Origin of the sequence: Actinomycetospora sp. CA-101289, from assembly GCF_050955895.1 — a bacterium.
Lineage (GTDB): Bacteria > Actinomycetota > Actinomycetes > Mycobacteriales > Pseudonocardiaceae > Actinomycetospora.
The window spans coordinates 3,548,983-3,562,571 of record NZ_CP192093.1; the positions used below are offsets into that span (position 1 = coordinate 3,548,983).

Below are 13,589 nucleotides of genomic sequence, written 5' to 3' on the forward strand. Positions count from 1 at the left end.
AGGCTGATATGCGCGGGTTGGTTACCGCATGACCGGGTGTTCGTCGGGAGCGTTCCGCGGATCTAGGGGCGAGCGTCGCCCTGCTCGATGAGGGTCGGGCGGAGCTGCTCATAGCTAACTCGCGGGTCGCTCCTCGCGCTGCCTGCATCCGCACCCGGCACCCGCCGGGGCTTGTGGGGGCGGCCGCGTGTCAGGCGGCCGCGTGATGCTGGTGCTCGTCGAGCACCGCGAGGCTCCAGCACCAGCCGGCGAGCTCGCGGGCCACGGCCACCACCGACACCGTCGGGCGCTTGCGGCGCTGCTCGAGACGGCACCAGCGTTGGTGTAGGCGGCGGTTGCCGGCCTCGGCGCGCGCCCGCACCGCGGCGGGCTGACCGTCGGCGCGCCGGGCCCGTTCCCGGCTGGGGCGCAGCGGGCGACGGTGATGCCAGGCGGCTTCGACCAGCAACCGGCGGGCGTGCGCGTTGCCGGTCTTGGTGATCCCGCCCTGGACCCGCCGAGCTCCCGAGGAGAACTCTGAGGGCACCAGCCCGAGGTAGGAACCGATGGTCGAGCCGGTGAAGCGGTGCCAGTCGGCGACCTCGACGCAGAGCCCGACCGCGGTCAGCGTGGAGACCCCGCGCAAGCAGCGCAGCCGTCCCACCGGCCCGGCCAGCGACGTCGTCTGGGCCATCTCCTCGATCGCGGTGTCGAGCCGGTCGCGGCGGGCGTGCACGCTGAACACCGCATCGAGGGCTTCGTCGAAGGCCAGCTGCACCCCGCGCCGGTCGAAGCGCTGGCGGCGCAACCAGTCGGTGTGCTCGCCGGTCCACGCGCTGCGGTCCCACACGATGCCCTGGCGCAGCAGCAGCTTGGAGAGCCGATGCCGGGCACGCATCAGGTCTCCCCGCGCGTCTTCACGGGCCCGCACCAGATCCCGGGCGGCTTCCTCGGCCTCGCTGGGGACCCGCACCGCGGGCAGTTCCCCGATGCGCAGCAGCCGCGCCAGGCGCTCAGCGTCCCGACGATCGGTCTTGACCTTGTCCCCGGCCGGACGCTCGAGCTTCGAGGGCGCGACCACCTCGCAACGGACCCCGGCCGCGGCCAACGCCCGCGCGAGTCCGAAACCGGTCGGCCCGGCCTCATAGGTCACCGCCACCGGCCCCGGCAGCGCGAGAACCCAGGCCACGATCGCGGCGGTCTGCGGCGCCACCCGCTGGGTGCGGATCTCGCACGCCTCGTCATCGATCGCGCACCCCACGACCGAACGAGCATGAACGTCCAGACCCACCCACGTACGCTCTGCCAACACCCGGCGCCTCCCGTAATTGCGGCACCGTCACCGAGTGCGACGGCGACCCGCGCCAACTTACGAGCGAGGCGCCGGGCCTCCATACGGTCTAGCGCACCCCGTCCCACACCGCCTGCTCCGGGCCGTCCGGAGCGTCGGTGAGGGCGTCGGTGGTGTCGAAGCGCTGCGTGGTCGGCGCGTCGGCGGTGTAGCACGGCCAGCCCGGGTCGCCGCCGCGGGCGAAGGCCACCCACGCGGTGCGCATGCGGGCGGCGAGGGCGCGCGTCTCCTCGGTGTCGACGGTGACGAAGGCGCCGGTATCGACGCGGCCGATCACGTCGAAGACGAACGGCAGCTCCAGCCCGTGGCAGGCGCCGAGCCGGCCGTCCCAGCCCGGCGAGCGCCAGCCGAACGCGTAGCGCCAGGTCCGCCCGGTGTGCGCGTCGGCGAGCCGCCGGGTGGGGACGCCGAACATCCAGTCGGTGCGCACCGCGTCGTGGACCTCGGCGGCGGTGCTGCCGCGGCCCGCCGACCGGTAGGCGGCGATCACCGCGTCGGGGTCGTCGTGGAGGCGGGCGACCGCGGCGTGCAGGTCGTCCTCGTCGGGCCCCGGCAGGCCCAGCGCCTCCCCGAGCACGACGCTGTACAGCCCCATCTCGTCGTCGTTGCTGCCGGCCAGCAGGTCGACGCCCGCCGCGGCCCCGGCGGCGACGGCGTCCACCGGCCGGCGCTCGAGCAGGTCGTCGTCGATCACCGGCCCGACCAGGCCGAGGCCCATGAGCGGGTCGCGCAGCCCGCCGACCCTGAGGTCGGGCGGCTCCTGCCCCAGGCGCCCGAGGGCCGCGACGAGGCCCTCGTCGGGCACGTCGAGCAGGCCGGCCGGGGTCACGCCGAGCTCCTCGGCCAGCGCGACGGTGGTGACGGCGGCCTGCTGCGGGACCAGCGTGTGCGACCCGCCGCCGCTCTGCACCACGGCGCGCCGGACGAGTCCCGGCGGGGCGGCGACGAGCAGGGCGGCGACGCTGATCGCGCCCGCGGACTCGCCGAACACGGTGATGCGGTCGGGGTCGCCGCCGAAGGCCGCGGCGTTGTCGTGCACCCAGCGCAGCGCGGCGATCTGGTCGAGCAGGCCGCGGTTGGCGACGACGCCGGGGATGTGGGCGAAGCCCGGGGCGCCGAGGCGGTAGTTGATCACCACGACCACCGCGCCCTCGCGGGCGAGCTGCGTGCCGTCGTACACCGACGCCCGCGACGACCCGCCGGTGAACGAGCCGCCGTGGACGAACACCATGACCGGCAGCCCCGAGCCTCCGGAGCCGCCGGTGTCGGGGGTGCGCACGTCGACGGTCAGGTACTCCGAGCCGGGCACCCAGCCGGGGCCGAGGACCGGGCTGATGTCGGGCATCCCCGGGGCTTCCGTGGGCCCCTGCGGCGCGGTCGGGCCCGGGGCGGTGGCGTCGCGCTCGCCGTCCCAGCTCGTCGGCTCGGGCCGCGCGAAGCGCCGCGGGCCCACCGGGGCGGCCGCGTAGGGCACGCCGAGGAAGCTCGCCACAGCATCGGGGCCGTCGGCGACGGTGCCGCGGATCGTGCCGCCGGTGGTCTTCCGCGTCTCGTCCACGGGGGCGAGGGTGCCCGACCGGCTGCTCGCTACTCGTCGATGTCGTCCACGTCGGGCAGCAGCGGGGCGATCGGCGGCAGGTCCTCGAGGGAGTCCAGGCCCAGGCGCTCGAGGAACATCTCGGTGGTGCGGTACAGCGTGCCGCCGCCGACGTCCGTGCCCGCCTCGATGATCAGCCCGCGGGCGGCGAGCGTGCGGATGACCCCGTCGACGTTCACCCCGCGCACCGCGGCGACCCGCGAGCGCGTCACGGGCTGGCGGTAGGCGACGACGGCGAGGGTCTCCAGAGCCGCCCGGGTCAGGCGGGTGCGCTGGCCGTCGAGGACGAAGCGCTCGACGTACGGGGCGAAGCGGTCGCGGCTGTAGAGCCGCCAGCCCTCCCCCGTCGCGCGCAGCTCCATCCCGCGCCCGCGCTCGGTGTACTCGGCGGCCAGGCCCTCGAGCGCGCCCTGCACCCGCGGGATCGGCTGGCCGAGGACGTCGGCGAGCTGGTCGGTCGGCGCGGGCGTGTCGACGACGAGCAGGACGGCCTCGAGGGCGGCGAGCAGCTCGGCGTCGGAGACCAGGGCCTCCTCGACCTCCTCGAGGGGGTCGGTCACGCGTCCTCCTCGTCCACCTCGTCCGCCTCGTCCACCAGTCCGGCGCTGCCCGCGTCACCGCCCGGCGCCCAGCGCACCCGCAGCTCCGCGAAGGCCTCGGGCTGGTCGAGGGCCACGTCGCGGGTGCGGTACATCTCCAGCACGGCGAGGAAGCGTCCCACGACCTCGATGCCGTGCTCGCAGTCGGCGACCAGCTCGGCGAACGTCGCCACGCCCTGCGCGCGCAGGCGGCCGGTGAGGATCGCGACCTGTTCGGGCACCGACACCGTCGAGGCGTGGAGGTGGTCGAGGCCCACCGTCGGCGGCGGCTTGGGCCGGAAGACGGCGGCCGCCAGCTCGGCGAACCCGGCAGCGTCCACGCCGAGCTGCACCGGGGGCAGGAGCTCGGCGAAGCGCGGCTCCAGCGTCACCGCGCGCGGGTAGCGCAGGCGCGCCGAGGCCTCGAGCTCGCGGAACATCGCCGCGACCTGCTGGTAGGCGCGGTACTGCAGCAGCCGCGCGAACAGCACGTCGCGCGCCTCGAGCAGCGCGAGGTCCTCCTCGTCCTCGACCTCGGCCTGCGGCAGCAACCGGGCGGTCTTGAGGTCGAGCAGCGTCGCGGCGACGACGAGGAAGCCGGTGGTCTCCTCGAGGTCGGCGTCGTCGCCCAGCGCGGCGGTGTAGGCGATGAAGTCGTCGGTGACGCGGGAGAGCGCGACCTCGGTGAGGTCGAGCTCGTGGCGGCCGATGAGCGCGAGCAGCAGGTCGAACGGGCCGGTGAAGTTGTGCAGGCTGACCTGGAAGCGGACCCGGTCGGGTGCCTGGGGTGCCTGGGGTGTCTCGGGGGGCGCGAGCGTCACCGGGCGATGACCTCGCGGGCCAGCGCGCGGTACGCCTCGGCGCCGGCGGACTTCGAGGCCCACCGGGTGATCGGCTCGCCGACCACGGTGGTCTCGGGGAAGCGGACCGTCCGGTTGATGACGGCGTCGAACACGAGCTCGCCGAACGCCTCGACGACGCGTGTCATCACCTCGCGGGTGTGCAGCGTGCGCGGGTCGTACATGGTGGCCAGGATGCCGGTGATCTCCAGCTTGGGGTTCAGCCGGTCCTGCACCTTCTCGATCGTGTCCATGAGCAGGGCCACGCCGCGCAGGCTGAAGAACTCGCACTCCAGCGGGATCAGCACCCCGTCCGCGCAGGCCAGCGCGTTGACGGTCAGCAGGCCGAGCGAGGGCTGGCAGTCGACGAGCACGTAGTCGTACCGGTCGAGCACCGGGGCGATCGTGCGCCCGAGGGTCTGCTCGCGGCCGACCTCGGTGACGAGCTGGACCTCGGCGGCCGACAGGTCGATGTTCGACGGCAGCAGGTCCATGCCCTCGACCGTGGTCGGGCGGATGACGTCGTCGATCCCGACGTTCCGCTCCATGATCAGGTTGTAGATCGTGGTGTCGAGCTGGTGGGGCTGCACGCCCAGCCCGACCGACAGCGCGCCCTGCGGGTCGAAGTCGACGAGCAGCACGCGGCGGCCGTACTCGGCGAGCGCGGCGCCGAGGTTGATCGTCGACGTGGTCTTGCCGACCCCGCCCTTCTGGTTGCACATCGCCAGGACGGTGGCCGGGCCGTGCCCGTCGAGCGGGCCGGGCACCGGGACCTGGCGCCGCGGGCGGCCCGGGGGGACGGTGCCGCAATCCTCGGCGGCGGTGCCCGGTTCTGGGGTGTCGGTGGCTGGCCAGAGGACGGGCTGGGGGTTCGACATCGCGGTCCCCTCCCTCGCGTGCCCGGTGCTCGTACTCGTGCGATCAGCCTAGGAGGCGCCCGACGCGTGTCCGCGCGCGACTCGCCGGGCGCGGACGCTCCGAGAGCCCGGCGGTGGCCGTCGTCACCGAGCGCGAGCGGGTTCCTCCCGATCCGTCACGTTCTTCCGGTCAGCGGGAGGCGACGGTGACGCCACCGCGTGACCGCCCGCATACTGCGCGCTTCCGTCGACCCCACGAGGACGTGTGCGATGACGACCACCCCCAGTTCCGTCACGACCGGCCGGGCCGTGGGCGCCGGCTGGGTCCGCCCGCTCTGCTGGGCGGTGGTGGCGCTCGAGGGCTTCGACCTCGTGGTCCTCGGCGTCGTGCTCCCGGTGCTGCTGCGCGACCCCGGCTGGGACCTCGACCCCGCCGGCGCCTCGGTGGTGGTCACCGTCGGCCTGCTGGGCGTGATGGTCGGCGCGCTGGCCGTCGGGCCCGTCGCCGACCTCGTCGGGCGCCGGGCGACGATGCTCGGCACCGTCGCGGCGTTCTCGGTGCTCACGCTCGCGTGCGCGTTCGCGCCGAACCCCGAGGTGCTCGGCGGGCTGCGCTTCCTCGCCGGCATCGGGCTCGGTGGGGTGCTGCCCGTGGCGCTCGCGCTCGTCGCCGAGTACGCCCCGCCCGGGCGCGGCAGCAGCGCCACGACGATCCTCATGACCGGCTACCACGTCGGCGCCGTGCTGACCGCGCTGCTCGGCATCCTGCTCATCGGCTCGCTCGGCTGGCCGGCGATGTTCGTGGCCGGCGCGATCCCCGCGGTGGTCCTGCTGCCGCTGCTCTGGATGCGGCTGCCGGAGTCGGCGGAGTACCTGGCGCGGCGCGGGCGCGACTCCAGCTGGCGCGGCGAGCGCCGGGAGAGCCGACCCAACCCGATCGCGACGCTCTTCCGCGACGGCCTCGCCCGCCCGACGATCGCGTTCTGGATCGCGTCGTTCATGGGCCTGCTGCTGGTCTACGGCCTGAACACCTGGTTGCCCGAGATCATGCGCTCGGCGGGCTACGAGCTCGGCGCGGCCCTGGCCCTGCTGCTGGTGCTCAACGTCGGGGCCATCCTCGGCCTGCTGCTCGCCGGCACCGTCGCCAACCGGATCGGGGTGCGCCCGGCGACGATCGCCTGGTTCGCCGCCGCGACCCTGTTCCTGGCGCTGCTCTCGATCCCCCTGCCCGGGATCGGGGTGTACCTCAGCGTGCTGCTCGCCGGGATCTTCGTGTTCTCGGCGCAGGTGCTCGTGTACGCCTACGTCTCGCAGCTCTACCCCGCCGAGGGCCGCGGCACGGCACTGGGCACGGCCAGCGGTGTCGGGCGGCTCGGCGCGATCACCGGCCCGATCGTCGGCGGCGCCCTGCTCCAGGCGGGCATCGCCTACCCCTGGGGCTTCTACGCCTTCGCCCTCGTCGCCGCCCTGGGCGCCCTCGGCGTGGTCCTGGTGGGACGCGCTCCCGCACGTGCGTGATCTTCTGAGCTATAGCTCAGAAGATCACTCACGTACCCCGGCGAGGTAGCGCACCACCGTCGTCGCGATCTGGTCGGCGACGTCGTCGGGCGGGTGCAGGGGCAGCACGACGTGGCTGATCGTCAGCCGCGCCGCGATCTCCGCCGCCGCCGTCGTCGTGGCCGCGTCGAGCTCCGGGCGCCGGCGCGCGACGAACGCCGCGGCCCGGTCGCGGGCGGCCACCACCAGCGGCTCCGCCTCGCTGGTCAGCAGCGGCAGCAGGTCCTCGGCGCCCTGCCCGGTGAGCAGCACCCGCAGGAGCGGGTCGCCGGCGACCGTGTCCAGGGTCGTGCGCACGGCCCCGCGCCACGCCCGGTACAGGTCGTCCTCGCCCTCCAGCGCGGCGTCGAGCCCGGCCAGGAACTCCTCGGTCCGCCGCAGCACCAGCGCCGCGGCGAGGCCCTGCTTGCTCGTGAACTCGTTGTAGAGCGTCTGACGGCTCACGCCGATGCCGTCGGCGACGTCCTGCAGCCGCAGCCCGCGCCAGCCGCCGGCCACGAGCAGCTCCGCCGCCCGCTCGAGGGCCTCGTCGCGGACGAGGCCGCGGGTGCGGTCAGTGAACGACCGGGGCGGCGGGGCGGGCACGGCGCCGAGGGTAGCGGGTCCTGGACACGTCGCCCGCTCGCGTCTCCCCCGTGGACACGAACGCGATCCGTGTCTAACGTCCAGGACACCGACTCCCGGAGGTGGCCGTGTCCGCTGTCCGCACCGTGACGGGCGAGCGCCTGTCGTCTGTCGTGCTCACGCCCATGCCGCGCGACGTCGACCGCCGGCTGCTCGAGCGGACGCGCCCGCGCCGGGTCCGCCCGCTGGCCGCGCCGCCCGCGGGCTCCGGGCTGCTGCCGGTGCCGGGCGACCCGGGGCCGCCGGTCCTGGGGCACACGCTGTCCTACATCCGCTACGGCCACGCCTTCACCCGCGCCCGGCACGCGGCGCTCGGCCCGGTGTCGTGGTGCGGGTTCGTCGGTGAGCACGTGGTCATCGCGGCTGGCCCCGACGCGACGCACGCCGTGCTCACCAACCCCGAGAAGGCCTACTCGCAGGACGGGTGGCGCTTCCTCGTCGACGACTTCTTCCACCGCGGGCTGATGCTGCTCGACGGCGACGACCACCGCGTGCACCGCCGCGTCATGCAGGAGGCGTTCACCGCCGACCGGGTGCGCGGCTACGTCGACCGCACCGTCCCCGTGCTGCGCGAGACGATCCCGGCCTGGCCCACCGGCCGCCAGGTGCGCATCTATCCCCTGCTCAAGCGGCTGACCCTCGACGTCGCCACCCGGGTGTTCATGGACGGGCGCTCCGGGCCGGAGGCCGAGGCGGTCAACGACGCGTTCATGGCCTGCGTCCAGGCGGCCAGCGCGATCGTGCGGCGCGACCTGCCCGGGACGCGCTACCGCGCCGGGCTGCGGGGGCGCGCCCTGCTCGAGCGCTACTTCACCGAGGCGCTGCCGGCCAAGCGCGCCGGTGACGGCGACGACCTGTTCTCCGCCCTGTGCCGGGCGCGCACCCCCGAGGGCGAGGCCTTCAGCGACGCCGACGTCGTGAACCACATGATCTTCCTGATGATGGCGGCGCACGACACCTCGACGATCACCAGCGCGGCCGCCGCCCACTACCTCGCCGCGAACCCGGAGTGGCAGGAGCGCGCCCGCGAGGAGTCGCTGGCCCTCGGCGACGCCCCGCCGGACGCCGCCGCGCTGCAGTCGCTGGGCACGCTGGACCTGGTGATGAAGGAGTCGCTGCGCCTCGCCGCGCCGGTGCCGATCGTGATGCGCCGGACGGTGCGCGACACCGCGCTGCTGGGTCACCACCTGCCCGCGGGGCAGCTCGTCATGGTCGCGGGCGCGGTGAACCACCACGACCCCGCGATCTGGACCGACCCCGACGTGTTCGACCCCGAGCGCTTCGCCGCGGGGCGCCGCGAGGACCGCGCCCACCGCGACGCCTGGATCCCCTTCGGCGGCGGGGTGCACAAGTGCCTGGGGATGCTGTTCGGGTCGCTGGAAGTGACGGCGATCCTCCACGAGCTGCTGCGCCACCACCGGATCACGGTCGCGCCGGGTTACGAACCGCGCTGGGACAACACCTCGCTGCCCGTCCCCGCCGACGGCCTCCCCCTGCGCCTCGAACCCCTACGTGCGTGATCTTCTGAGCTATAGCTGGGAAGATCACGCACGTGCGCGCGGGTGCGCCATCGCGAACACCTCGCGCAGGGTGTCGACGGTGACCTGGGTGTAGATCTGGGTCGTGGTCACCGAGGCGTGGCCGAGCAGCTCCTGCACCACGCGCAGGTCGGCACCGCCGTCGAGCAGGTGGGTCGCGAACGAGTGCCGCAGGGTGTGCGGGGAGATGTCTCCCGTGATCCCCGCGTGGTCCGCGGCCGCCCGCAGCGACGCCCACGCGCTCTGGCGCGAGAGCCGTGCCCCGCGGGCGTTGAGGAACAGCGCCGGCGTCCCCCGCCCCCGCGCCGCCAGCCCCGGGCGTGCCCGCACCCGGTAGGCATCGAGCGCGGCGAGCGCCGGGCGCCCGATCGGCACGATCCGCTCCTTGCCGCCCTTGCCCGCCAGGCGCACCGAGCGCTCGGTGGCGTCCACGTCGTCGACGTCCAGCCCGACCGCCTCGGAGATCCGCGCGCCCGTGGAGTACAGCAGCTCGAGCAGCGCGCGGTCGCGCACGCCGCCCAGGTCGTCGGCCTCGCCGCCCCGCGCGGTGAGCAGCCGGTCGACGGTCGTGACGTCGAGCGCCTTGGGCAGCCGGCGCGGCGGCGAGGGCGGGTGCACCTCGCGCGCCACGTCCACCGCGACGATCCCCTCGGCCAGCGCGAACCGGTGCAGTCCGCGCACCGCCACCACCGCGCGCGTCGCCGACGCCGTCGCCAGCGGGGTCCGCCCGCCCGCACCCGTGCGCAGGCCCACGAGGAAGTCGCCGACGTGGCGCTCGGTGACCTCGGCGAGGTCGGTGACCCCGGCGGCGTCGAGGTGCTCGAGGTAGCGCGCCAGGTCCCGGCGGTAGGACGCGAGCGTGTTCGCCGCCGTGCCGCGCTCGACGAGGAGGTGGTCGAGGTAGAGACGCAGCGCCGACGCCGGGGTCGTCACCCCGCGACCTCGGGCAGCACCTCCGCCAGCGCCCGCACCGGGATCCCGTGGGCCTCCCCCACCGCCTCGGTGACCAGCTCACCGTCGACCACGTTGACGCCCTTCGCCAGCGCCGGGTCCGCCGCCGCGGCGGCGCCGAGACCCCGGTCGGCCAGGGCCAGGACGTAGGGCAGCGTGACGCCGGTGAGCGCCCGCGTCGACGTGGTCGGCACCGCGCCCGGGACGTTGGCGACGCAGTAGAACACCGAGTCGTGCACGCGGTAGGTGGGGTCGGCGTGGGTCGTCGGGTGGGTGTCTTCGAAGCAGCCGCCCTGGTCGACGGCCAGGTCGACCAGCACCGAGCCCGAGCGCATCTCGCCCACCAGCTCGCTCGACACCAGCACGGGCGCCCGCGCACCCGGCACGAGCACGGCGCCGATGACCAGGTCGGCCTCGCGGCACGCGCGCTCGATCTCCGGGGCGCTCGAGAGCACCGTGCGCACGCCTCCCGAGAACACCTCGTCGACCCGGCGCAGCGCGCGCACGTCGACGTCGAGCACCTCCACCGACGCCCGGAGCCCCACCGCGATCGTCGTCGCAGCCATGCCCGACGTCCCGGCCCCGATCACCGCCACGCGTCCGGGACGCACACCGGGCACGCCGCCGAGCAGCACGCCGCGCCCGCCCTGCGCGTTCTCCAGGTGGTGCGCCCCGACCTGCGGGGCCATGCGCCCGGCGATCTCGCTCATGGGCGCGAGCAGCGGCAGCGCCCCGTCGGCGGCCTGCACGGTCTCGTAGGCGACGGCCGTGGCGCCGGCGTCGAGCAGCGCCGTCGTGCACTCCTTCGACGCCGCGAGGTGCAGGTAGGTGAACAGCACCTGGCCGCGGCGCAGCCGGTGGTACTCCTCGGGCACCGGCTCCTTGACCTTGAGCAGCAGGTCACTCGAGGCCCACACCTCGTCGGCGGAGTCGACGATCGAGGCCCCGGCCTCGCGGAACGCGTCGTCGCTGATCACCGACCCGACGCCGGCGCCGGTCTCCACCAGCACCTCGTGGCCCCGGCGCACCAGCTCGGTGACGCCGATGGCCGTCAGCGCCACCCGGTCCTCGTGGTCCTTGACCTCGCGCGGCACACCGACCTTCATGGCCGGACCCTAGCGCCGCCGACCGCTCCGGGGCGGCACCGCGACGCCGTCAGTCCTGCGCGGCCCGGCGCTCCGCGAACTCGCTCGGCTTGTGGTCCCACGGCGCGTCGACCGGCCGCGGGGCGTACTTCCCGTCGCGCACCGCCGCCGCGGCGAACACCCCCGCCACGCACGGGCCGTTGACCAGGGCCCCGGACATCGCGCCCATCACGAGGTCGTCGAGCGGCACGCGGCGGATCACGAGGTCCGCCTCCTCGTCGTCGCCCCCGGCCGGGCGGTCCACCGACCGCAGTCCGCGCGCGAGGAAGACGCGCACCGACTCGTCGGCGAACCCCGGGCACCCGACGATGTCGACCAGCGTCGACCACTCGTCGGCCTCGATCCCGACCTCCTCGACGAGCTCGCGCTGCGCCGCGACGACGGGCTCCTCGGTCCGGTCGTCGAGCAGGCCCGCCGGCATCTCCCAGATGCGCCGGCCCAGGGCCGGCCGGTACTGGTAGATCATCACCAGCCGGTCGTCCTCGTCGAGCGCCGCGATCGCGACGGCGCCGAAGTGCTCGACCTTCTCGCGCTGGGCGACCCGCCCGCCCGGCATCCGCACGTGGTCGCGGCGCAGGGCGAAGATCGCGCCGTCGTAGAGGATCTCGGAGTCCTCGACGGTGAAGTCGTGGGGCGGGTGCCCGCCGTGGGGGTCCGCGAGGCTCTCGGGCGTGCGCGGGGCCGTCACGTCGACACCGGCTCGGCGGCCGGGATGTCGACGCCGTCGGCCCGCGCGGTGCCGCCGTCGGTGTCGGCGCCGTCGGGCACGTCCCGGGTGTCCCCGAGGTCCAGCCGCCCGGACGTCAGGTGCCGCAGGGCCGCGGCGACGAACGCCCGGAACAGCGGGTGCGCCCGGGTCGGGCGGCTCTTGAGCTCCGGGTGGGCCTGGGTGCCGACGAAGAACGGGTGCTCGTCGCGGCGCAGCTCGACGAACTCGACGAGCGTCCCGTCCGGCGAGGTCCCCGAGAACACCAGCCCGGCGTCGGCCAGCCGCTCCCGGTAGGCGTTGTTGACCTCGTAGCGGTGGCGGTGGCGCTCGGTGACCCGCCCCGTGCCGTAGGCGGCCCGCGTGATCGTCTCGGGCGCCAGCGTCGCCGGCCACGAGCCCAGCCGCATCGTGCCGCCCATGTCCCGCTCGCCGGCGACGACGTCGTGCTGGTCGGCCATCGTGGAGATCACCGGGTGCGGGGTGGTCTCGTCGAACTCCGCGGAGTTCGCGCCCTCGAGGCCCGCCATCTCCCGCGCCGCGTGGATCACCATGCACTGCAGCCCCAGGCACAGCCCCAGCGCGGGGATGCCGTAGCGGTGGGCGTGCGCGAGCGCCCCGAGCTTGCCCTCGATGCCGCGGATACCGAAGCCGCCGGGCACCAGCACGCCGTCGACGCCCTTGAGCGCCGCGGCCGCCCCCGCCGGCGTCTCGCACTCGTCGGAGGCCACCCACCGGATCGCGACCCGCGCGCGGTGGGCGAACCCGCCGGCGCGCAGCGCCTCGGTGACCGAGAGGTAGGCGTCGGGGAGGTCGACGTACTTGCCGACGATCGCGACCTCGACCGTCTCCTTGGGGTGGTGGACGCGGTCGAGCAGGTCGCCCCACACCGTCCAGTCGACGTCGCGGAACGGCAGGCCCAGCCGGCGCACCACGTAGGCGTCGAGGCCCTCGCCGTGCAGCACCTTGGGGATGTCGTAGATCGAGCGGGCGTCGGGGCAGGCGACGACGCCGTCCTCCTCGACGTCGCACATCAGGCTGATCTTGCGCGTCATGTCGTCGGGGATGTCCCGGTCGGCGCGCAGCACGAGCCCGTCGGGCTGGATGCCGATGTTGCGCAGCGCGGCCACCGAGTGCTGCGTCGGCTTGGTCTTCAGCTCCCCCGACGGCGCCAGGAACGGCACCAGCGACACGTGCAGGAAGAAGCAGTTGTCTCGGCCGACCTCGTGGCGCAGCTGCCGCGCGGCCTCGAGGAACGGCAGCGACTCGATGTCGCCGACCGTGCCGCCGACCTCGGTGACGACGACGTCGGGCGCGGGGTCGTCCCCGGTGCCCGTGCGCATGGCCAGCACCCGGGCCTTGATCTCGTCGGTGATGTGCGGGATGACCTGCACGGTGTCGCCGAGGTACTCGCCGCGCCGCTCCTTGGCGATCACCGTCGAGTACACCTGGCCGGTGGTGACGTTCGCCCGCGCCGAGAGGTCGCGGTCGAGGAAGCGCTCGTAGTGCCCGATGTCGAGGTCGGTCTCGGCCCCGTCCTCGGTCACGAAGACCTCGCCGTGCTGGAACGGGTTCATCGTCCCGGGGTCGACGTTGAGGTAGGGGTCGAGCTTCTGCATCGTGACCCGCAGGCCGCGCGCGGTGAGCAACTGACCCAGGCTCGACGCGGTCAGCCCCTTGCCGAGCGAGGAGGCGACGCCGCCGGTGACGAAGACGTGCTTGGTGGTGCGCGCCGGATGCATCAGACCCCCGGCGCGTACGAGAGGGCCGTTCGGGCGATGTAGCGGTCGGACTCTCCGCGATCCACGGGGCTTCACGGTAACACCGTGTCGCCACCACGCCCGGGCGGGTCGGTGGTCCCGTCAGG

At 74.6% G+C, this 13,589-nt stretch carries 12 protein-coding genes; 2 read left to right on the plus strand and 10 right to left on the minus strand.

Going from position 1 to position 13,589, the window contains the following annotated elements:
* Window positions 1–190 precede the first annotated feature (190 nt).
* The 5 genes from ACQPX6_RS17690 to ACQPX6_RS17710 form a co-directional block, all read right to left on the minus strand.
* On the minus strand, window positions 191–1,270 hold the full coding sequence (locus ACQPX6_RS17690; protein WP_433781620.1) for an IS110 family transposase: 1,080 nt from the start codon (window positions 1,268–1,270) through the stop codon (window positions 191–193).
* Between the two features lie 109 nt (window positions 1,271–1,379).
* Window positions 1,380–2,888, minus strand: coding sequence for a carboxylesterase/lipase family protein (locus ACQPX6_RS17695; RefSeq protein WP_433781621.1), 1,509 nt, complete (start codon window positions 2,886–2,888; stop codon window positions 1,380–1,382).
* A gap of 29 nt (window positions 2,889–2,917) precedes the next feature.
* Window positions 2,918–3,487 carry an SMC-Scp complex subunit ScpB gene (gene scpB / locus ACQPX6_RS17700; protein WP_433781622.1) on the minus strand — a complete coding sequence of 190 codons (570 nt, stop codon included), beginning with the start codon at window positions 3,485–3,487 and terminating at the stop codon, window positions 2,918–2,920.
* On the minus strand, window positions 3,484–4,326 hold the full coding sequence (locus tag ACQPX6_RS17705; RefSeq protein WP_433781623.1) for a segregation and condensation protein A: 843 nt from the start codon (window positions 4,324–4,326) through the stop codon (window positions 3,484–3,486). Before ACQPX6_RS17705 ends, scpB begins: the two co-directional genes overlap by 4 nt.
* Entirely contained in the window at window positions 4,323–5,222 is a 900-nt protein-coding gene (locus tag ACQPX6_RS17710) for a ParA family protein (protein WP_433781624.1), read from the minus strand. Before ACQPX6_RS17710 ends, ACQPX6_RS17705 begins: the two co-directional genes overlap by 4 nt.
* A gap of 249 nt (window positions 5,223–5,471) precedes the next feature.
* On the opposite strand from ACQPX6_RS17710, the gene ACQPX6_RS17715 reads away from it, so the two are divergent.
* A complete protein-coding gene (locus ACQPX6_RS17715) occupies window positions 5,472–6,719 on the plus strand; it encodes an MFS transporter (RefSeq protein ID WP_433781626.1) in 1,248 nt (415 codons plus the stop codon).
* A 24-nt stretch (window positions 6,720–6,743) separates the two neighbouring features.
* Here ACQPX6_RS17715 and ACQPX6_RS17720 read toward each other — a convergent pair whose 3' ends face one another.
* On the minus strand, window positions 6,744–7,343 hold the full coding sequence (locus tag ACQPX6_RS17720) for a TetR family transcriptional regulator (protein ID WP_433781627.1): 600 nt from the start codon (window positions 7,341–7,343) through the stop codon (window positions 6,744–6,746).
* 164 nt (window positions 7,344–7,507) lie between these two features.
* Here ACQPX6_RS17720 and ACQPX6_RS17725 point away from each other — a divergent pair, with 164 nt between their 5' ends.
* Complete coding sequence (locus tag ACQPX6_RS17725) at window positions 7,508–8,902, plus strand: cytochrome P450 (protein ID WP_433788291.1); 1,395 nt, start codon at window positions 7,508–7,510, stop codon at window positions 8,900–8,902.
* 24 nt (window positions 8,903–8,926) lie between these two features.
* Here ACQPX6_RS17725 and ACQPX6_RS17730 read toward each other — a convergent pair whose 3' ends face one another.
* Genes ACQPX6_RS17730 through ACQPX6_RS17745 form a run of 4 tightly spaced genes read right to left on the minus strand, consistent with a single transcriptional unit; the run spans window position 8,927 to window position 13,464 of the window.
* Window positions 8,927–9,853: a site-specific tyrosine recombinase XerD gene (locus tag ACQPX6_RS17730; RefSeq protein ID WP_433781628.1), complete on the minus strand. Its 927-nt coding sequence runs from the start codon at window positions 9,851–9,853 to the stop codon at window positions 8,927–8,929.
* Window positions 9,850–10,977, minus strand: a complete 1,128-nt coding sequence (ald, locus tag ACQPX6_RS17735) for an alanine dehydrogenase (RefSeq protein WP_433781629.1) — start codon at window positions 10,975–10,977, stop codon at window positions 9,850–9,852. Before ald ends, ACQPX6_RS17730 begins: the two co-directional genes overlap by 4 nt.
* A 49-nt stretch (window positions 10,978–11,026) precedes the next feature.
* Window positions 11,027–11,704 carry an NUDIX domain-containing protein gene (locus ACQPX6_RS17740; protein ID WP_433781630.1) on the minus strand — a complete coding sequence of 226 codons (678 nt, stop codon included), beginning with the start codon at window positions 11,702–11,704 and terminating at the stop codon, window positions 11,027–11,029.
* Entirely contained in the window at window positions 11,701–13,464 is a 1,764-nt protein-coding gene (locus ACQPX6_RS17745; protein WP_433781631.1) for a CTP synthase, read from the minus strand. The genes ACQPX6_RS17740 and ACQPX6_RS17745 overlap by 4 nt, the downstream gene beginning before the upstream one ends.
* Between the last annotated feature and the right edge of the window lie 125 nt (window positions 13,465–13,589).

Bases quoted from the DNA above. Each gene is read 5' to 3' on its own strand.
- ACQPX6_RS17715 (WP_433781626.1), top strand. From the start codon at position 5,472: ATGACGACCACCCCCAGTTCCGTCACGACCGGCCGGGCCGTGGGCGCC.
- ACQPX6_RS17725 (WP_433788291.1), top strand. From the start codon at position 7,508: ATGCCGCGCGACGTCGACCGCCGGCTGCTCGAGCGGACGCGCCCGCGC.
- ACQPX6_RS17710 (WP_433781624.1), bottom strand. From the start codon at position 5,222: ATGTCGAACCCCCAGCCCGTCCTCTGGCCAGCCACCGACACCCCAGAA.
- ACQPX6_RS17745 (WP_433781631.1), bottom strand. From the start codon at position 13,464: ATGCATCCGGCGCGCACCACCAAGCACGTCTTCGTCACCGGCGGCGTC.
- ald (WP_433781629.1), bottom strand. From the start codon at position 10,977: ATGAAGGTCGGTGTGCCGCGCGAGGTCAAGGACCACGAGGACCGGGTG.